The sequence below is a fragment of the Marinomonas posidonica genome (genome assembly GCF_043643765.1).
GTDB classification, from domain to species: Bacteria; Pseudomonadota; Gammaproteobacteria; order Pseudomonadales; family Marinomonadaceae; genus Marinomonas; species Marinomonas posidonica_A.
In genome coordinates this window covers 32,655-50,924 of sequence record NZ_JBHZSP010000014.1, presented here as the reverse complement: position 1 = coordinate 50,924, position 18,270 = coordinate 32,655, and the positions used below count along the sequence as shown (strand labels likewise).

The 18,270-nt window shown below is 45.1% G+C and carries 19 protein-coding genes; 9 read left to right on the top strand and 10 right to left on the bottom strand.

Features of this window, described 5'->3' with window-relative positions; all coding sequences use genetic code 11:
* Positions 1-8: 8 nt before the first annotated feature.
* From ACHUFM_RS15575 to ACHUFM_RS15545, 7 genes are all read left to right on the top strand, one after another.
* A complete protein-coding gene (locus ACHUFM_RS15575) occupies positions 9-488 on the top strand; it encodes a peroxiredoxin (protein ID WP_394183315.1) in 480 nt (159 codons plus the stop codon).
* Between the two features lie 230 nt (positions 489-718).
* Entirely contained in the window at positions 719-1,726 is a 1,008-nt protein-coding gene (locus tag ACHUFM_RS15570; RefSeq protein WP_394183313.1) for an amidohydrolase family protein, read from the top strand.
* A 10-nt stretch (positions 1,727-1,736) separates the two neighbouring features.
* A complete protein-coding gene (locus tag ACHUFM_RS15565) occupies positions 1,737-2,414 on the top strand; it encodes a 4-carboxy-4-hydroxy-2-oxoadipate aldolase/oxaloacetate decarboxylase (RefSeq protein ID WP_113872754.1) in 678 nt (225 codons plus the stop codon).
* Complete coding sequence (locus ACHUFM_RS15560; protein WP_394183310.1) at positions 2,407-3,477, top strand: 4-oxalomesaconate tautomerase; 1,071 nt, start codon at positions 2,407-2,409, stop codon at positions 3,475-3,477. Before ACHUFM_RS15565 ends, ACHUFM_RS15560 begins: the two co-directional genes overlap by 8 nt.
* Positions 3,478-3,516: 39 nt before the next feature.
* Positions 3,517-4,389, top strand: coding sequence for an amidohydrolase family protein (locus tag ACHUFM_RS15555; RefSeq protein ID WP_394183308.1), 873 nt, complete (start codon positions 3,517-3,519; stop codon positions 4,387-4,389).
* A gap of 42 nt (positions 4,390-4,431) precedes the next feature.
* Positions 4,432-4,797: a protocatechuate 4,5-dioxygenase subunit alpha gene (locus ACHUFM_RS15550; RefSeq protein ID WP_082825350.1), complete on the top strand. Its 366-nt coding sequence runs from the start codon at positions 4,432-4,434 to the stop codon at positions 4,795-4,797.
* The gene (locus tag ACHUFM_RS15545; RefSeq protein WP_063331705.1) at positions 4,797-5,645 is read left to right on the top strand and encodes a class III extradiol dioxygenase family protein; all 849 of its coding nucleotides are present in this window, start codon (positions 4,797-4,799) and stop codon (positions 5,643-5,645) included. The genes ACHUFM_RS15550 and ACHUFM_RS15545 overlap by 1 nt, the downstream gene beginning before the upstream one ends.
* Positions 5,646-5,717: 72 nt before the next feature.
* Here the strand turns inward: ACHUFM_RS15545 and ACHUFM_RS15540 are convergent, their stop codons facing one another.
* From ACHUFM_RS15540 to ACHUFM_RS15525, 4 genes are all read right to left on the bottom strand, one after another.
* Positions 5,718-7,031, bottom strand: coding sequence for a methyl-accepting chemotaxis protein (locus ACHUFM_RS15540; protein WP_394183307.1), 1,314 nt, complete (start codon positions 7,029-7,031; stop codon positions 5,718-5,720).
* A 384-nt stretch (positions 7,032-7,415) separates the two neighbouring features.
* Positions 7,416-8,396, bottom strand: coding sequence for an aldo/keto reductase (locus tag ACHUFM_RS15535; protein WP_394183306.1), 981 nt, complete (start codon positions 8,394-8,396; stop codon positions 7,416-7,418).
* Between the two features lie 92 nt (positions 8,397-8,488).
* A complete protein-coding gene (locus ACHUFM_RS15530) occupies positions 8,489-9,436 on the bottom strand; it encodes a Gfo/Idh/MocA family oxidoreductase (protein ID WP_063331702.1) in 948 nt (315 codons plus the stop codon).
* Positions 9,437-9,589: 153 nt separating this feature from the next.
* On the bottom strand, positions 9,590-10,804 hold the full coding sequence (locus ACHUFM_RS15525) for a LysR family transcriptional regulator (RefSeq protein WP_394183304.1): 1,215 nt from the start codon (positions 10,802-10,804) through the stop codon (positions 9,590-9,592).
* Positions 10,805-10,958: 154 nt separating this feature from the next.
* Between ACHUFM_RS15525 and ACHUFM_RS15520 the strand changes: the two genes are divergently transcribed.
* Positions 10,959-11,909 (top strand): AEC family transporter, encoded by a 951-nt coding sequence (locus ACHUFM_RS15520; protein WP_394183303.1) that lies wholly within the window; start codon positions 10,959-10,961, stop codon positions 11,907-11,909.
* 31 nt (positions 11,910-11,940) lie between these two features.
* A complete protein-coding gene (gene aroQ / locus ACHUFM_RS15515) occupies positions 11,941-12,390 on the top strand; it encodes a type II 3-dehydroquinate dehydratase (protein ID WP_394183302.1) in 450 nt (149 codons plus the stop codon).
* A gap of 106 nt (positions 12,391-12,496) precedes the next feature.
* On the opposite strand, the gene arsC is transcribed toward aroQ, so the two are convergent.
* The 6 genes from arsC to ACHUFM_RS15485 all read right to left on the bottom strand — a co-directional run bounded on the left by arsC (position 12,497) and on the right by ACHUFM_RS15485 (position 17,920).
* The gene (arsC, locus tag ACHUFM_RS15510; RefSeq protein WP_463514482.1) at positions 12,497-12,919 is read right to left on the bottom strand and encodes an arsenate reductase (glutaredoxin); all 423 of its coding nucleotides are present in this window, start codon (positions 12,917-12,919) and stop codon (positions 12,497-12,499) included.
* Positions 12,920-12,931: 12 nt separating this feature from the next.
* Positions 12,932-13,948 (bottom strand): ACR3 family arsenite efflux transporter, encoded by a 1,017-nt coding sequence (arsB, locus tag ACHUFM_RS15505; RefSeq protein ID WP_394183300.1) that lies wholly within the window; start codon positions 13,946-13,948, stop codon positions 12,932-12,934.
* 35 nt (positions 13,949-13,983) lie between these two features.
* Complete coding sequence (gene arsH, locus ACHUFM_RS15500) at positions 13,984-14,703, bottom strand: arsenical resistance protein ArsH (protein WP_394183299.1); 720 nt, start codon at positions 14,701-14,703, stop codon at positions 13,984-13,986.
* Entirely contained in the window at positions 14,703-15,173 is a 471-nt protein-coding gene (locus ACHUFM_RS15495) for an arsenate reductase ArsC (RefSeq protein ID WP_394183297.1), read from the bottom strand. Before ACHUFM_RS15495 ends, arsH begins: the two co-directional genes overlap by 1 nt.
* A gap of 13 nt (positions 15,174-15,186) precedes the next feature.
* Positions 15,187-15,522 (bottom strand): metalloregulator ArsR/SmtB family transcription factor, encoded by a 336-nt coding sequence (locus ACHUFM_RS15490; protein ID WP_394183295.1) that lies wholly within the window; start codon positions 15,520-15,522, stop codon positions 15,187-15,189.
* Positions 15,523-15,778: 256 nt separating this feature from the next.
* Positions 15,779-17,920: a methyl-accepting chemotaxis protein gene (locus ACHUFM_RS15485; RefSeq protein WP_394183293.1), complete on the bottom strand. Its 2,142-nt coding sequence runs from the start codon at positions 17,918-17,920 to the stop codon at positions 15,779-15,781.
* Between the last annotated feature and the right edge of the window lie 350 nt (positions 17,921-18,270).

The window sequence follows — 18,270 nt, the reverse complement described above, 5'->3', positions numbered from 1 at the left end:
TAAATAGAATGTCGATTCTTGTTGGTGATATGCTGCCATATGGCTCATTTCAGGTAATGGGAGAAGAGGGTCCTGAGACCATCGATGTAACCGAATTTTTTCAAGATAAAACTGTGCTTATGTTTGCTGTTCCGGGGGCGTTTACGCCAACGTGTAGTAGCAGTCACTTACCTGGTTTCGTGGTCCATTTCGATGCTTTGAAAGAAAAGGGCATAGACGACATTGTGTGCTTGTCTGTTAATGATGTCTTTGTGATGCATGCTTGGGGATTAGCGAATAATGCTGACAACCTCATCATGGCCTCTGATGGGTTAGCTGAATTTACTTGTTCTATGGGCTTGGAATTGGATATTTCCGCGGCGAAAATGGGTGTCCGTAGTCGTCGTTATGCCATGCTTGTCCGCAATGGAATCGTACATGAGTTATGGCTTGATGAGCCAGGTGAGTACAAGGTGAGTTCGGCAGAATATGTGTTAAGCCAGTTGTAATCTTGCTTTGAACGATTTTAAGAGCCGCGTAATGCGGCTTTTTTATGTCTGTCATTTAAAGAGTTCAAAACAGCTATCTCAAAATGCAATACCCTTTCGGCTAAAATGAAATAGCCAAATTCCGTTCGCAAATCAATACTCTCAAACAAATCAAAAAATGAAATAGCGCGTTTATTACGTCAGTCCATTTCAGTTTGTTTGTTACTTTAATAAGAATAGAGAGTTGTAACATGATTATAGATTGCCACGGCCACTACACGACTACCCCACCCGGTGTTGGGGAATACCGAGATAAACAAAAAGATCAAGTTGCGAAAGATCCCGCCTTTGTCGGTGAAAAAGGCAAGGTAGTCGTATCAGATGATGAAATCCGCGATAGTATTGTCAATAATCAACTGAGATTACAGCAAGAGCGTGGCACAGATCTGACCATCTTTTCTCCTCGTGCTAGTTGGATGGGGCATCATATTGGTAATGAATACACCAGCCAATATTGGACGGAACACCAGAACGACTTGATCCGTCGAGTGTGTGACTTGTTTCCTGAAAACTTTGCCCCTGTTGCGCAGTTACCACAATCTCCAGGTGTCGATCCTGCTAAGTCTGTCGCTGAAATTGTGCGAACCGTCGAGCAAATGGGCTTTATTGGCATTAACTTAAACCCAGATCCAAGCGGTGGTTTCTGGCAAGACGCGTCACTGGCCGATCGTTCTTTCTATCCTATTTACGAAAAAATGTGTGAATATGACATTCCGGCCATGATTCACGTATCCGCTGCTTGTAATGATTGCTTCCACACTACAGGTTCCCATTACTTAGGGGCAGACACCACAGGCTTCCAGCAGCTAATGATGTCGGATGTGTTCAAAGACTTCCCTGAATTAAAGATTATTATTCCTCACGGTGGTGGCGCTGTGCCTTACCATTGGGGACGTTTCCGTGGCTTGGCACAAGACCAAGGATTTGATCTGGCGGAGCGTGTTTTGAATAACGTTTACTTTGATACTTGTGTGTATCACCAACGTGGCATTGACTTATTGTTAGACATTATTCCGACGAAAAATATCCTGTTTGCTTCAGAGATGATTGGCGCGGTTCGTGGTGTTGACCCAGAAACGGGTCACTACTTTGACGATACTAAGCGCTATATTGATAACAATACGGTGCTCAGCGCGGAACAAAAACAAGAAATTTTCGAAGGCAATGCGCGTCGCGTGTTCAGTCGTCTGAAAGTATAAGGGGAAGAGGATGCGAGAAAATATCGTAGTTCAACATATCGAGCGTGCAGATCAATCTGTTATTGATGGCTTAGCGGAATGTGGTGTGGCAACCATCCATGAGTCGCAAGGCCGTGTGGGGTTATTGGCGCATTACATGCGTCCAATTCAAATGGATAAGACCATTGCTGGATCAGCTGTGACCATCTCTGGTGCAGCCGGTGATAATTGGATGATGCACGTGGCCATTGAGCAATGTCAGGCGGGAGATGTGATGGTGTTTGCGCCAACGTCACCTTCTAACCATGGTTTCTTTGGTGATTTGTTGGCCACGTCGGCGCAAGCACGTGGGGTCGTCGGTTTGGTGATTGATGGTGGCGTTCGTGATACTCGTGATCTACGTCAGATGGATTTCCCTGTGTGGTCCAAAGCGATCTTTTCGGAAGGTACGATCAAAGAAACCGTTGGTTCTGTCAATGTGTCAATCGTCTGTGCAGATGAAACGGTTCATGCTGGTGATGTGATAGTCGCAGATGACGACGGTGTGGTCGTTGTACGTCGTGAAAAAGCCGCGGAAGTATTAGAGTTAGCACGGGCTCGTATGGCGAATGAAGAAGCCAAAAGAGTGCGTATGGCCAATGGTGAGTTGGGCCTAGATATTTACAACATGCGCCCACGTTTGAAAGAGAAAGGGTTGAAGTATGTCTAACGGCATTGCTTGCATGTGGATGCGTGGTGGCACGTCTAAAGGCGCTTATTTCCTGGCGGGAGATTTGCCTTCTGACGTGGCAGAACGTGATGCTTTGTTGCTGCGTATTATGGGCTCACCAGATGAACGTCAGATCGATGGTATTGGCGGTGCTGATCCATTGGCATCAAAAGTGGCGATCGTCAAAAAAGCCAGCCGAGAAGATGCGGACGTAGAGTATTTATTTCTGCAAGTATTTGTCGATCAGGCGGTGGTCACAGATGCGCAGAATTGCGGCAACATCTTAGCAGGTGTTGGTCCTTTTGCGATCGAAAGAGGCTTAGTTGACGCGTCTGAAGGGGAAACCTCCGTGCGTATTTTCATGGAAAATACCCAGCAGATTGCCGTTGCTCGAGTGTCGGTTAAAAACGGGGAAGTACAGTATGAAGGTGATGCTCGAATTGATGGCGTACCTGGCTGTTCTGCCCCAGTGCCGATTGTCTTTCAGGATACCGCTGGCTCGACTTGTGGCGCCTTGTTGCCCACTGGTAATGTGGTCGATGTGATTGACGGTGTTCCTGTTACATGTATCGATAATGGCATGCCTGTGGTGGTGTTGAAAGCAGCCGATATGGGCATTAGTGGCACTGAAACAAGAGAAGAATTGGAAGCCAATGAGACGCTAAAAGCAAAGTTGGAATCAATTCGTTTACAGGTTGGTCCCATGATGAATTTGGGCGATGTAACGACCAAATCTGTACCAAAGATGTCAATGGTTAGTGAGCCTACTGAAGGTGGGGCGATTTCGACACGTACCTTTATTCCTCACCGCTGTCATGCTTCGATTGGGGTGCTTGGTGCGGTTAGTGTGGCCACCGCGGCCATTTTAGAAGGCTCGCCTGCTCATGAGTTGGCACATTATACCAATGGTGAACGCATGTCACTGGATGTTGAGCATCCGATTGGTGCCATGACCGTTATATTAGACAAAGATTCACTAGGTCAGTTAGACAGTGCGGCGATTCTACGTACTGCTAGAAAGCTGTTTGATGGGCAGGTCTTTGCTCATGCCAACGGTTTGTGAATCGATTGATTAAAACAATGATAAATAAGGCATTCGATTATGATGGACAAAACTTATATACCTTTTCATCCTAACCCAGCGAAGCCGTCCTTCCAAGCACCTGAGGGCGCGGTCGATGCACACTGTCACGTATTCGGTCCTGCGGATAAGTTTCCGTATCACCCAAAGCGTAAATATACCCCTTGTGATGCTTCAAAAGAGCAATTGTTTGCCTTACGTGATCACTTAGGTTTTTCTCGTAACGTTATCGTGCAGGCTTCTTGCCACAGTACGGATAACTCGGCCCTGATTGATGCACTAGAAAGCGCTGGCGATCTGGCTCGTGGGGTGGCGTTTGTGGATGATTCCATTACTCATGAAGAGCTTGAGAAAATGCATGCTGCGGGGATTCGCGGTGTGCGCTTTAACTTTGTAAAGCGCCTTGTTGATAGCACACCAAGAGAAGTGTTTTTCTCTATCGCTGATAAAATTCGCCCTTTTGGTTGGCATATTGTGGTGTATTTTGAAGCGGCGGATCTAGAAGATCTTATTCCTTTCTTGAAAGAGTTAAATACGACGATTGTTGTGGATCACATGGGCACCCCTAACGTTGCCAACGGTGTTGATCATCCGGATTTTCAACGCTTTGTGAACTTCATGGCGGACAACGATAATGTCTGGTGTAAGGTAAGCTGTCCTGAACGCTTAACACAGCATGCGCCGGATTATTCTGATGTTTACCCGTTTGCTCGCACCCTAGTTGAGAAGTTTTCTGATCGTGTATTGTGGGGGACGGATTGGCCGCATCCAAATATGAAAGTTGAAGCGCCAAATGATGGTCATCTTGTGGATGTGATTCCTCACATTGCAACGACGTCAAAGCTACAGCAAGCCTTGCTGGTGGATAATCCAATGCGTCTTTACTGGTCATAATCGGTTACTCAGGTGGCAGAAAAACAAAATAAAAAGGTGTGAATGATGACAGCAAATGATCCGACTCAACCTGTACCAGGCACTTACCTGTTTGATGGCAAGATGGCAAAGAAAGGCTATGGGCTGAATAAAATGTGCTTCTCTTTCAATGAGCAAGCGGCTCGTGATGAGTTTAACAAAGACCCAGACGCTTATTGTGCCAAATTTGGTTTAACTGAAGCGCAGATTAAGGCCATTCATGAGCGAGACATCATTGGACTCTTGCAACAAGGTGGCAGTATTTATTATGTGGCTAAGTTTGCGGGTCTGCTAAAACTAAACATGCAAGACATTGGCGCCATTCAAACGGGTATGAGTCTTGAAGAATTCAAAGCCATGTTAGTGAAACGTGGCTCAGGAGAAGCATAATGGCGAATATTATTGGTGCAGTAACAACGTCCCATATTCCTGCGATTGCCAATGCGATGGCAAACAAGGCAGAAGAAACCCCTTATTGGAAGCCTTTCTTTGATGGTTATCCACCTGTGCGTAAATGGCTAAATGAGAAAAAGCCGGATGTGATCGTACTTTTTTATAACGATCATGGTTTGGAGTTTTTCATCGACAAAAAGCCGACCTTTGCCATTGGTGTGGCGGACGAATATCACAATTCAGATGAAGGTTGGGGCATTGCAACCATCCCTCCTGTAACTGGCGAGTCGGAGCTGTCTTGGCATATTGCCAACAGTTTAGTGGAAGACGGTTTTGATATGACCATTTGCCAAGAAATGAAGGTGGATCATGGTTTAACGGTGCCACTGAGTTTGATGTGGCCAGGCAATGAATATGGTCACGTAAAAGTGATTCCGGTTTGTATTAACTGTGAGCAGCACCCAATGCCACAACCGAAGCGTTGTTATGCTTTAGGTCAAGCGATTGGTAAGGCCATTGAATCTTTTGATTCGGATATGACCGTCGCCATTTTTGGCACCGGCGGCTTATCACATCAATTAGATGGCGAGGCGGCTGGTACATTAAACAGACAGTTTGACCTTGAGTGTATGGACAAGCTTGTCGATAGTCCTGAAGAGCTTACGACCTACTCTAATCTTGATTTGGTAAAGATCGGTGGCGCGCAAACGGTTGAGCTCAATATGTGGATTGCCATGCGTGGTGTATTGCGAGGCAAGGTAACGGAGTTGCATCGTAATTATCATGCACCGATTTCCAATACTGGAGCAGGCTTGCTGCTACTTGAGCATGAAATGCCCAAGTAACACTGACTTATGATGACAAAAAACGCGCCCTGAAGGCGCGTTTTTTTATGCTTGTAAGAAAGGTAATAAGGCTTAGTTATTATTTTCGTGAAGCAATTTGTTCACTGTATTTGCAACGTGTTCTGCCCCGGTTAGAATCTCTTGGATGATGCCCGACGCTTCTTCGATCAATTGCGCACTTTCACCAGAGCGCTCACTGACTTTACTCATACTGGCTTTGGCTTGGCGAGTTAGATCGCTGTTTTGAGCCACCATATTTTCGATTTCGACCGTTGAGGTACTGGTTCGTGCTGCAAGGGTTCGAACTTCATCGGCTACGACAGCAAAACCACGACCATGTTCTCCTGCCCGTGCCGCTTCAATGGCTGCGTTCAACGCCAATAAGTTAGTTTGATCGGCAATGGAGCCAATGGTGGTGACAATCTTAGCAATGTTTTCAGATTGCTGATTTAAGCTTTCAATCAGCTCGGTGGAAGCCTCAATATCGGTAACGATCTGATTTGACGCTTCCACTGTGTTGCGCAAAATCTTCGCGCCGTTTTCAGAGACTTGTGCTGTTTCAACCGACGTTGAGTGAGCGACTTCGGCAGCGTGTTGAATGGCCAATTGTTCGGTGACTCGTTCAGTAATATTGGCGGCGACTTTTAAGACCTTGGCGACTTTGCCATTGTCATCGTAGATTGGGTTGTAGGTGGCTTCTAACCAGATGGTGTCGCCTTGCTTGTTGACGCGTTCAAACCGACCTGATTTGAAGTCGCCATTGGCAAGTTCTTCCCAGAAACGTGGGTTTTGTTGGTAAAACTCGTCCTTACAAAACTTTCTGTGGTGCGTACCAATGATTTCTTGTACTGAGCTAAACCCCATGGTTTTTAGGAAGTTATCATTGGCAGTGATGATGGTGCCATCCGGGTGAAACTCAATCGTTGCACTAGATCGGTCAATGGCATCATAAACGGCTTTATGGCTATCGGCGAGGTGTTTTGCTGCCGTAATGTCCGAAGCAATTTTAACCACTTTGACTATTTTTCCGTCTTGTTCAATCGGGAAATAAGTGGCTTCAATCCATAGGTCTTCGCCATTTTTCTTCTTACGTAAGAAAGTTCCCTGCTGACAACTCCCTGCTGCTAGTTGAGGCCAGAAGTTTTTGTACTCAGCACTGTTTGCGACTTCGCTAGGGCAGAACATAACGTGTTTTTGTCCTTTCACCTCATCGAGAGTATAGCCGACAGCATTTAGAAAGTGCGTATTAGCTTCGATGATGGTGCCATCAGGTAAAAAACTAATGGTGGCACAAAATTTGTTCATGGCTTTAAGGAAAGCCGCATTGTCAGACAATGGTTTCTCATGTGTCTGTGGGGTGCTTTTGTTGGCTTTGTTGAAAAACATAATTACATTCCCTATCTAGTCTCTGGTCTGGCAAACATCTGATCTAGCCTGGATTAACGTTAGAAAGTGACTACATATTTGTAAGTCTATTCCTACACGGTTTTCAAAACTATAGTGTGTTTAAAATAGTTTGAATACAAGCTTCACGTTTTAGAAAGGTAATAATCTGAAACGATGCGTATCTAACTGTATTTATAGGCCTTCAATGTGTAAAAAGAAAGTAGAGTTTGTTTTTTTAACTGATTGATTTTAAAGACGTTTAAAATCTATTTGGACCGTTAGGAGGTTGGCTCTGTTTGTAACCGTCCGTAAGGAAAGATGGCGATATTAAGAAAAGCGAACAAAGAATAACAAAAGCCCCTTTACGGGGCTAAAGAAACGACATTAAAACTCTTCTGTGTCGATCTCTTTTTGTTGTGCCGCATTGTAGCGAGGACCATGGACGGTATTTTGGTTAATCATTTCATCCAGTAGGCGCATTTGAGCCGCATCTAAATTGAGTGGTGTTGCGTCTAAATTTTCCTGCATATGATGAACCGAACGAGTCCCAGGAATGGGGACAATATTTTTGTGTTTACCTTGTATCCAAGCCAAGGCAAGTTGCGCCGGAGTGCATCCAATGTCTTTAGCAAGGGATAAATAGTCGTTTAGCAGTGCGAGATTGTTTTCATAATGTTCTGCTTGAAAACGTGGCATATTGTTACGGATGTCTTTCTCTTCTAAATCATCCGCGTTCATTAGACCACCAGTCAAAAAGCCTCGTGCCAATGGACTGAAAGCCACAAAAGTCACGTCCAATTCTTGGCAGGTCTGTAGAACCGCAATTTCAGGGTTACGAGTCCATAAGGAGTACTCTGATTGGATGGCGGTAACAGGGTATTCTTGATGCGCTCTTTTTAAGGTAGTAGCCGAGACTTCGGATAATCCAATGGCACCGATTTTACCTTCTTTTACTAAGTCACCTAAGGCGCCAGCGCTTTCTTCTATGGCCACATCTGGGTCAAGTCTATGAAGGTAATATAGGTCAATGTGGTCGGTCTGAAGACGCTTTAGGCTGTTCTCACATTGTTGTCGAATCGTTTCGGGGCGACCATTGATTTGTTTTTTGCCATCCACTATTGCCATGCCACATTTACTGGCCAAAAAGAAGGATTGTCGATGCGCTTTTAAGGCTTGGCCAACCAGTTTTTCATTGGCTCCCCCACCATAAAGCGTGGCAGTATCAAAATGTCGATAGCCCATCTCAAAAGCCTCTTGTAAGGCTTTGATCGCATCATCTTGATGTACAGGGGATCCATAGGCATGTGATAGGTTCATACAGCCTAAGCCGATACTTGGATTGGCGAGATGTGGGTGTTTTGACATAACAGGTCCTCGTTATTTTCTCAGGCATATTATAGGGGGAGAACAAAAAACAGGAAGCCGAAGCTTCCTGTTGATAGCAATGGAAAGCGACTTTAATCCTCTAAACATTGCTCTAATCGATGTAGGGTTTCCATCGCGTCAATGGCTTGAGTTACACAAGAGTTCGGATCACGGCCTTCTTGAATGGCAGCGATAAATTCACGGTCTTGGAGTTCAATGCCATTGTTCGAAACCGCCACGCCGGTTAAGTCGATCTTGTTATCGTTACCATCGAACAAATCGTCATAGCGAGCTAGATAGGTGCCGTTATCACAGATGTAGCGGAAGAAAGTGCCAAATGGACCATCGTTATTAAAGGATAAAGATAAGGTACACAACGCCCCATTGGATACTTTCATACCAATGCTCATGTCCATCGCAATGCCCAGCTCAGGATGAATTGGTCCTTGCATGGCTTGTACTTTGGTAGCGGTTTCACCGGTTTGATATTGGAATAAATCCACCGTATGGCAAGCATGGTGCCACAGTAGGTGGTCAGTCCAAGAGCGAGCTTTACCAAGCGCATTTTTATTGGAACGACGGAAGAAGTAAGTTTGCACATCCATTTGTTGGATGGTCAGTTCACCGGCTAAGACTTTATTGTGAATCCACTGGTGGGAAGGGTTGAAACGACGAGTGTGCCCCGCCATGGCAACTAAGCCGGTTTTTTTCTTGATTTCAACGACTTTGCGAGCGTCTTCGATGTTATCCGCCATCGGAATTTCAGACATCACGTGTTTGCCAGCTTCCAAACATTGAATGGTTTGTGCAGCATGCATTTGTGTTGGTGTGGCGAGGATAACGGCGTCGACATCGTCACGTGCCAAACTCTCAGCTAGGTCTGTGGTGAAGTGAGCGACACCGCGCTGTTCCGCAAACTCTTTAATGGCATCAATTTTAGTGCCTACCACGGAAGTGACTTCAGCCCCTTCGATGGCCGCAATGGCATCCATGTGTTTCATGCCAAAAGCGCCGGAAGCGCCCGCAATACAAATTCTCATCAGTCTACTCCTAAAAGTGCGAGTGTTTATTGTTAGAAGGAAAACACACCTTAGTGTTTTGTAATGCTGTTCAATCTAGCACTGGTACTGTTTTAGGGGTAATCCATTCATCGCTTAAGCTATTCATTTTTTGCAATCGAAAAACGCCTTACGTCATCGTACTTGTTCGGAAATTTCCCTTAGCAAGCTCAGAAAGTGAGATTGAGTCACCGTCGGAAGCCAGCTTTTTCGGACACACAAACCAATTGGACGTCGAGTATGCTCCAAAGGAAACTCGATGACTTTTAACAAGCCAATATTGATTTCTCGCTCAACCTGATGTGCTGACATCAAGGTAAGACGATCACTTTCCAATAACAATTCTCGAATTAATATTTGTGAGCTGGATTCGACTAAACGGCTGGGTAAAGGAACATTCGCTTCGTTAAAAATGTCTTCAAACGCCTGTCTTGTTGGTGTGCCTTGAGCAGGTACCACCCAAGAGTATTGGGCCAATTCAGCCGCACTGATGTTTGGCTGATTAAGTAAGGGATGATCTTGACGGGCAATGACGGATAAAGGCGGCGCCCAAAGCTCTTCTTGAATCACATCGTCGGCGGGGGTTGGATAACGTAATGCGCCTAATATGATGTCGATGTCACCTTGGCGCAAGTGATGCAATAGATCCGCATAAGGGCCTTCTGTGACCTTGATATTAACGTCAGGGTGGCGCTCATTAAAACGCAGAATGGATTTGGGTAAGATGGTCATACGTGCCAGTGGCATGCTGCCAATGGTAATGGTACTGACATCTTTAAATTGCAGCGCGTTGATTTCATAAATCCCCTGACGCAATTCATTGAACGCCAATTTAGTGGCTTTCGCCAAAGTTTGAGCCGCTTTCGTTGCGCTGGTGCCTAAGCTGTTTTTTTCAAACAAAGTGACGCCAAGTAAGCGTTCTAAATCTCGGGCCGCACGGTGTACTGATGATTGAGAGACCGCTAGATTGCGGCTGGCGATACTGAAATTTTGTGCTTCACTGACGGCCACTAATGCTCGCAACTGAGTGGTACTAATTAAGGCCACAAGGTTTTTGGGTGAGCGTTCTTTTGTCGATTGATCTTTGACAATGTCTTGGGTGGCCACCTGAATATGGTCAATGGCGCGGCTAACCCGTTTTTGCCAAATCTCTCCCGAGGCGGTTGGATACATACCATCAGAGTGACGCTCAAATAGGGGCGCGCCTAAAGAGGCTTCTAATTTAGCAATGGCTTGAGTAATAGCCGGTTGAGATAAAAATATACTGTCGGACGCTCGTGTAATGCTTTTTAATTCCGTAACAGCAAGAAAAACACGTAAATGTCGTAAGTTTGGAATGGATACTTCCATATGCCCCTCAATTTCTGGTGACTTAGAATGACTATATCAAAATTGAATGACAAAAAAATCAAATTAAAAAAGGTTTTGTTGGTTTTTTGTGTGTGAGAATATAACAGAATCGCCAGTTTTAATTTGATTGATACGCAATCTAAGGTGTTATTAGATGGACGTGGTTTTAAACATTACCGCCCCGATTTTTTTGTTGATTTTAGTGGGTTTTGTCGCTGCTCGTTACGGTTTCATTCCGTTAAATGCATTGGCGGGGTTGAGCCGGTTTGTCTTGTATCTGGCCTTGCCATCGCTGATTTTTGTCAAACTTTCTGCCATGGATTTTTGGCAGGTGTTTCATCCCGATTATATTTTAGTCTACGCGCTTGGTGGCTTAGGAACCTTCTTGGTTACCATGTTGCTGGGTTGGAAACTCATTAAGGCAGACCTTGTCACAGCCGGTGTGTTTGGTGTTGGGGCGACCATGTCAAACAGCGCTTTTATTGGTTTTCCGGTGCTGTTGCAGTTTTTTGATGAGCCAATGACACAAGCCTTTGTCATGGCCCTGATGGTCGAAAATCTGATTCTGTTACCCGTGTGTCTGATTTTTATTGAAACCATGCTAGGACAACAACGTCAGCTACAGGGGGCCAACTCAAAAAGCTTAGGCTGGGTGGTGATCAAACGTATTACGACCAACCCATTGCTGATCGCTTTGACGGCTGGGATGTGCTTTTCAATCTTGTCATTGCCGGTACCTGAGTTTGCTCAACGAGGTTTGTCACTGTTGGCCGATGGTGCGGCGCCAACGGCGTTAGTCGTTATTGGTGGCTCATTAGTCGGCGTGTCCATTCGTGGCCATTTGAGTGCGATTGCTTTGGTGGCCGTGGCAAAGTTGATCTTGTTCCCTGTGTTGGTGATGCTACTGCTGATGCTCACCCCAGAGATGAATCAAGCTCTGAAAGTGTCGGTACTGGTTTTTGCGGCCATGCCGATGTTCAGTACCTATCCTATTGTTTGCGGTGAATATGGCCAGCGAAGCTTTTGCGCCAGCACCTTATTAGTGACAACTGTGTTATCGTTTCTGACACTGAGTATATTGTTGCGTTTTTTAGCCACCAGCTAATTAACGCATTAGACCTGTTTTGGAGTGTGATATGGCGAGTATTATGGTACTTAATGGCCCAAATCTAAATTTACTGGGCACCCGTGAGCCAGCTCAGTATGGCCACGAAACGTTAGCCGATGTGGAAAAGCTGTGCGCGGATGCAGCCGCGGCGTTAGGGCATCAAGTTGTCTGTCATCAATCGAATCATGAAGGTGTATTGATTGATTTGATTCATGAAGCAGGGCAAAAGGTAAAATCCGGAGAGATGTTAGGCGTGGTGTTTAATCCTGGTGCCTACACTCATACTTCTATTGCTCTGCATGATGCGATTAAAGGGGCTGATGTACCGGTGATCGAAGTACACATTTCCAATGTTCATGCTCGAGAATCTTTCCGTCATCATTCTTACATTTCACCCGTTGCGGCCGGTATGGTAGTGGGAATGGGCGTTCAAGGTTATGTCTTGGGAATCCAAGGGTTGGTGAGTAAACGAACATAGCATCCATTTAACTCACATCAACCTTCGAGAATAAGACAACAAGCATGTCGTGTCAGTGCTTGTTGTCTTAGGATATGAGCCTACTTAAATGCATTGCGCGACCATGTTAATTGGTTACGCGGTTGCCTTTGGCGTCTAATATTAACTCGCCATCTTCTTTCTTATAAGGGCCTTGTGGCCATTGCTCGAGTAAATCCAACACGGCTTCACTAGGGCGACACAGTTTGACGCCCTTGGGAGAGCACACAATCGGACGATTGACCAAGATAGGGTGCTCTAACATGGCTTCTAAGAGGATGTCGTCAGAAACATTTTTATTTAATAGTCCTAATTCTTTGGCTGGGGACTTGGTTTCTCTCAAAGCACTTCTTGGCGTCAAATCCGCGGCGGCAAATAAAGCTAACAACTGAGCTTTGCTCCAGCCTTCTTTGAGATAATCAATGACCACAGGGGTATAGCCTGCGTCTTTTATAATGCGTAAAACATTACGCGATGTCCCGCAGTCAGGGTTGTGGTGTATCAAAACCATGTTAATAACTCCTTAAGCAAACCAGTGACGAGTGCGATTCGCGAACCACACAAGTGATAACATGACGGGCACCTCAACCAACACACCGACAACCGTGGCCAAGGCGGCACCAGAATGCAGACCGAACAATGAAATGGCCACTGCTACGGCCAGTTCGAAGAAATTCGAGGTGCCAATTAAGCTCGCTGGAGCGGCTTCGTTGTGAGGCAGTTTGAACTTCAATGCCAACCAATACGCCACGGCAAAAATACCGTAGGTCTGAATGAGCAAAGGAATGGCAATCAGTACAATGGCTTGTGGGTTTGATAAAATGGTGTCGGACTGGAAGCCAAACAACAGAACCACAGTGGCAATCAGGCCTATGATAGACCAAGGCTTCATTTTGCTTAGGAAACCCTCTAATCGAGAGTGATCGTTGGCTTTATCCAATGAATTGCGCGTGATAGCACCAGCAAGCAAAGGGATTAAGACGTACAACAATACGGAGACCAATAAGGTTGCCCAAGGAACATGAATGTCCGTTGCACCTAACAGAAAGCCTGCAATGGGAGCAAACGCAAAGATCATGATGACATCATTGATGGAGACTTGAACCAAGGTGTAATTGGCGTCGCCTTTTGTTAATTGGCTCCACACAAAGACCATGGCGGTACAAGGTGCGACACCCAGTAAGATCATGCCAGCAATGTATTCATTAGCGGTTTGTGGATCGACCCAGTCTGCGAATAGGCCTTTGAAAAAAAGCCAACCAAGTAAAGCCATTGAAAAGGGCTTAATCAGCCAATTAATGACAAGGGTGAGTGCCAAACCTTTGGTTTGTTTGCTTACATTTTTGATGGAAGAGAAATCAATCTGCACCATCATAGGGTAAATCATTAACCAAATTAGAATGGCCATAACAAAGTTTACATTGGCGTATTCTAAGCTAGCGATAGACGCAAAAACATCTGGTACCAAGCTTCCCAATAAAATACCGGCTAATATGGCTAAGCCTACCCAGACAGTTAAATAACGTTCAAATAATCCCATGGTTGTTTCCTAAAGTTCCTTATCCAATGTCAGGTTTAAATCGATTTCTGATTTACTCGTTGGCTTAATTGCTCAGCGCTTTCGACGCGTTCAGAGTAACGGTCCACCATGAATGCGTTGTTATCTCTTAATAACAAGGTGAATTTCATCAGCTCTTCCATCACATCCACGATGCGATTGTAGTAGGGCGAGGGTTTCATTCGACCATCTTCTTCAAATTCCAAGAAGGCTTTCGCGACTGAGGACTGGTTTGGGATGGTCACCATGCGCATCCAGCGACCTAAAATACGCATCTGGTTTACCGTATTAAAGGACTGAGACCCACCGCAAACCTGCATTACCGCAAGGGTTTTGCCTTGTGTCGGTCGAACGCCTCCTAAGCTGAGTGGTACCCAGTCAATTTGGCTTTTAAAAATGCTGCTCATCGAACCGTGACGCTCTGGAGAACACCACACTTGGCCTTCTGACCACATCATCAGCTCACGAAGTTCTTTTACTTTAGGGTGGTTTTCATCTTCTGTGTCTGTTTGTGGCAAACCTTGTGGGTTGAAAATGCGGGTTTCCGCACCGAATTCATTTAACAAACGTGCTGATTCCTCCACCACTAGGCGGCTGTATGAGCGTTCTCGTAACGAGCCGTAGAGCAATAAAATGCGTGGCTTATGCGTGCTTGGCGTTGTGCTGAATTGATCATGGCTGGTTTCACGCCATTGTTCGCGATCGATGTTTGGCAAAGAGGCGTCTTGAGAGTTCATTATTTGGCTCCCAACATCGACAATTCGAATTTGAGTTGCTCAGCGTCAAGATGACGTTGAGCAAGGGTTTTGAGTTGTTCAACGCGTTCTTCAATCGCCTTAATGGTTGCCATGAAAGCGGTTTCTTGTTGTGCTTCACTGCCTTCTAGTTTAGAAGGGTCGCTAAGCCCCCAGTGTACTTTTAGACTCTTGCCAAAATACAGCGGGCAAGCTTCGCCTGCTGCAGAATCGCAGACGGTAATGACTAGGTCTGGCTCAAAATCTTCAAAGTCATCCCATGATTGGCTGATTAGCTCTGTGGTTTGGTAGCCGGCTTGCTCTAGGTATTTCAATGATAATGGGTGTACTTCGCCTGCTGGTTGGCTACCAGCACTTTTTGCGTTAATTAGGCCACCAGCCATGCCATTGGTAATGGCTTCGGACAAAATACTACGACAACGGTTATGGGTACAAATATATAGGATTTTCATATTGGCCTCGTGTTTAACAACAACGGTTTGATGCAACTTGGCAAGCTTTAAGTGTTGCTAATGCTTGCTGATAGTAGTCTGGGTTGTGCTTTGCTGTTTCGTGAATGACCTCTTTTGCCCAATTCGGCAGGTCATCCTGTAATTTGTAATAGACCCATTTTCCTCGACGCTCATCTTGCAAAATGCCACATTTACGTAGCTCTGCAAGATGTCGTGAGGTTTTGGGTTGATCCAATTTCAAAGCGTCCTTTAGATCACACACACAGGCTTCGCCCGTTTGGGAAATTAATAATAGGGACTTAAGTCGAGTATCGTCGGCTAAGCATTTATAAAATTGTATTGGCGTCATAATAAGATTAAATCTTTATATATGTGAAAAATAACATATGTGAAATTTCGTATATATTGAGAGATAAGTCAAGCAAAGAAATGTGCAATTTTCATCAGCGCGATATGGCGTGCAACAAAGCGAGAAGTTTGGTTGTACTAAGAAAGCTAGATTAAGCGTCAACAAAGGACGTTTAATCTAGGGAAGGTGCGAACAAGTCCCTTGCCTCGGCATGTGGATAAAAGCCTGTTAGTCGTACCTTCCCTAGCTTGTGTGACTAATGCTTGGAAACTTGGAACTGACCGACTAATGAGTTGAGCTTTAAGGCAGACAATCCCACTCGTGACGAACGTCGTTGTAAGGCGGCAATGGAGCGTTTCATTTGCTCGGTTGCGGCACCCATTTCTTGCGCGGTATTGGCGTTCTCTTTGTTGCTGTCATTGAGCAGTGACATGGCTTTAAAAAGTGTCTCGACTAACTCGTATAGGTTGTTGTCCTCGCTGCCTGATTGCTCGTTTACTTGCAAGTTACGGTCAACGTTTTCCGCTCCTTTTTCCATGAAGTTCACCGCATTACGAGTTTCCTCTTGGATGCCTTCTAGCATCGCTTGGATCTCTTCTGCGGCCTCAGCGGTTTTGGACGCCAAACTGCGAACCTCATCGGCAACCACAGAGAAGCCACGACCGTGTTCACCAGCCCGAGCCGCTTCAATGGCAGCATTGAGTGCTAATAAGTTGGTTTGGTTCGTAATATCGGAAATGGTGGTGATGATGCCAGCAATCTCATTGGTCTTCTGATCTAAGGATTTAACCGATTCTGCGGTTGTGCGGACCACATCGCGAATTTCTTGGGTGCCTGTTTTGGCATCTTCAAGACGCTTCTGTGCGCCTGCTACCACTTGGTCCATGGTTTGTTTTAGATCGTTTGCGGTTTGAGAAGCGCTTTCAACTTCATTGACTTGCTTTTGGAACATGGTCAGCATGTCTTCTACCGTAGAGGCCAAATAATGTGAAGCGTCTTTGGCCTCTTCATTGGTGTGAACCATGAATTGGTTGGAGTTTTTCACATTGTTACTGGCGGAAATCACCTCACCTATGGTGTTGTCTAAATTATCAATAAAACTGTTCATCCAACGGCCCATGTCGCCCGTTTCATCATTACTAAGGTCGCCTTTTAAGCGCTGTTTTAAATTCCCTTCCCCCTCTGCAATGGCTTGAATGACGGCGGTCATTTGACTCATATTCTGACTGATTTTTCGTGTTCCTAAACGGTTAAACAAAACACCTGCCAGCAATAAGCAGGCAAATGAAATGACTAAATCGCTAGCGACAGAGAGATCAGTAAAGGCCTGTAAAGCAGAGCAGATCAATAAGGGAAGAGTGGAGGCGAAAAGGTAGCCTTTCATTAACTTAATGTTGATGGAGCGACGTCGGTAGACTTCTTCTAAATCCCCTTCACACATCATGCCCCATCTATCGGGACTGCCTTTTAGCTGAAAGGTAACGCCTTTACCAATGACGGGAATATGTCGATAGTCAGAGTAACCAGGATAAGTGACAAACAAGTTTTGGCCATTTTTAATGGTTTCGCGTACACCAGGGTGCAGTTGCTGAGTGGCTGGATCGGTAAAACGAATTTCAAACTCAGTATGCTGTGCTACTTTGACCACCCCCCAGTCTGTGTTTACACCGCTTTTCAGATTCTCGCCATGACTGAAGGTATTGTCTTCAAAGCGTGATCTGGATAAAGCCGTACCAGGAAGAATGCTAGGATCAAAGTTTGGTTTGACCATAAATAAATAGTTGTCACCAGACTCTTTATAGATGTGCCCAGCTTCCCGTTGAATTAAATCCCCCAATACGTCGTTTGGTACACGCGCACAAATGGCGCCTAATGTGTTGCCATTATGCTTAATTGGGAGATAAAACATCAGGGTGACGGCATCATGAAATTTTGAGCTAGAAGGGCCTATTTTAAGAGTGTTTTGATCGATGTAAGGGCCGTGTAAGAAGTAGTCTTTTAACCCTTCCGAGACCGCATTAGCCGGTAGGTCGTTTTGCCCAATGCGACTTTTTTCGGTGGAATTAAGAACCTTACCTTCCGTATCAATGACAAAGTATTCGCTGACGTCGGCGACGATATTGAAGCGTTCTTCAAGAGCGCCTGTTTCAATATTGGGGAAGCGCTCAGAAATAATTTCTAACAATACTTCAAGTTGCGACCACTGATTGTTCACCCAGTTATCAAGTAACTTAACACGCGTATTGGCGATGCCTTCGAAGGTCTGTTCAACACTTTGATAGGTGTCTTTGTTTAAGTAGCAAGATCGAAATAGTGAGAGGCGACCATTTGCACCAAACCAAGGTAACCAACTTAACTCCTGAGGAGAAAGCGCCATATTTTTACTTTTTAATGTCATGCTTTAAATGCTCCGTTGCATTCACTCAACTGCCTCAATGCAGTTGTGCTAGGGGATAAGCTTAAAAAAGCAATAAATTGGCCATAGTTTGGTGAAATGGAAAGTTTAGTTCGATGTTCTGGATACTAAACAAATGTCTAGAAGTTTGTACTGCATTCAATTTTATTTGCAGTAGATTATAAAATAGCCAGATTGATCAAAATAGAAAAAATGCACCGATTTGGTTGGAGATAGATGTAACGCACCAAAGTGGCTCATTCAAAAGAGTGATACTTGACTAAATAGTCAATGAAAACAAATAGTTATATGTTAATAACCGATTATTCAAATTGCACTTAAAATAGTCGCTC

What these genes read in the sequence shown, in the direction of transcription:
- ACHUFM_RS15575 (WP_394183315.1), top strand. Translation starts at nt 9, where the DNA reads ATGTCGATTCTTGTTGGTGATATGCTGCCATATGGCTCATTTCAGGTA.
- ACHUFM_RS15570 (WP_394183313.1), top strand. Translation starts at nt 719, where the DNA reads ATGATTATAGATTGCCACGGCCACTACACGACTACCCCACCCGGTGTT.
- ACHUFM_RS15565 (WP_113872754.1), top strand. Translation starts at nt 1,737, where the DNA reads ATGCGAGAAAATATCGTAGTTCAACATATCGAGCGTGCAGATCAATCT.
- ACHUFM_RS15560 (WP_394183310.1), top strand. Translation starts at nt 2,407, where the DNA reads ATGTCTAACGGCATTGCTTGCATGTGGATGCGTGGTGGCACGTCTAAA.
- ACHUFM_RS15555 (WP_394183308.1), top strand. Translation starts at nt 3,517, where the DNA reads ATGATGGACAAAACTTATATACCTTTTCATCCTAACCCAGCGAAGCCG.
- ACHUFM_RS15550 (WP_082825350.1), top strand. Translation starts at nt 4,432, where the DNA reads ATGATGACAGCAAATGATCCGACTCAACCTGTACCAGGCACTTACCTG.
- ACHUFM_RS15545 (WP_063331705.1), top strand. Translation starts at nt 4,797, where the DNA reads ATGGCGAATATTATTGGTGCAGTAACAACGTCCCATATTCCTGCGATT.
- ACHUFM_RS15540 (WP_394183307.1), bottom strand. Translation starts at nt 7,031, where the DNA reads ATGTTTTTCAACAAAGCCAACAAAAGCACCCCACAGACACATGAGAAA.
- ACHUFM_RS15535 (WP_394183306.1), bottom strand. Translation starts at nt 8,396, where the DNA reads ATGTCAAAACACCCACATCTCGCCAATCCAAGTATCGGCTTAGGCTGT.
- ACHUFM_RS15530 (WP_063331702.1), bottom strand. Translation starts at nt 9,436, where the DNA reads ATGAGAATTTGTATTGCGGGCGCTTCCGGCGCTTTTGGCATGAAACAC.
- ACHUFM_RS15525 (WP_394183304.1), bottom strand. Translation starts at nt 10,804, where the DNA reads ATGGAAGTATCCATTCCAAACTTACGACATTTACGTGTTTTTCTTGCT.
- ACHUFM_RS15520 (WP_394183303.1), top strand. Translation starts at nt 10,959, where the DNA reads ATGGACGTGGTTTTAAACATTACCGCCCCGATTTTTTTGTTGATTTTA.
- aroQ (WP_394183302.1), top strand. Translation starts at nt 11,941, where the DNA reads ATGGCGAGTATTATGGTACTTAATGGCCCAAATCTAAATTTACTGGGC.
- arsC (WP_463514482.1), bottom strand. Translation starts at nt 12,919, where the DNA reads ATGGTTTTGATACACCACAACCCTGACTGCGGGACATCGCGTAATGTT.
- arsB (WP_394183300.1), bottom strand. Translation starts at nt 13,948, where the DNA reads ATGGGATTATTTGAACGTTATTTAACTGTCTGGGTAGGCTTAGCCATA.
- arsH (WP_394183299.1), bottom strand. Translation starts at nt 14,703, where the DNA reads ATGAACTCTCAAGACGCCTCTTTGCCAAACATCGATCGCGAACAATGG.
- ACHUFM_RS15495 (WP_394183297.1), bottom strand. Translation starts at nt 15,173, where the DNA reads ATGAAAATCCTATATATTTGTACCCATAACCGTTGTCGTAGTATTTTG.
- ACHUFM_RS15490 (WP_394183295.1), bottom strand. Translation starts at nt 15,522, where the DNA reads ATGACGCCAATACAATTTTATAAATGCTTAGCCGACGATACTCGACTT.
- ACHUFM_RS15485 (WP_394183293.1), bottom strand. Translation starts at nt 17,920, where the DNA reads ATGACATTAAAAAGTAAAAATATGGCGCTTTCTCCTCAGGAGTTAAGT.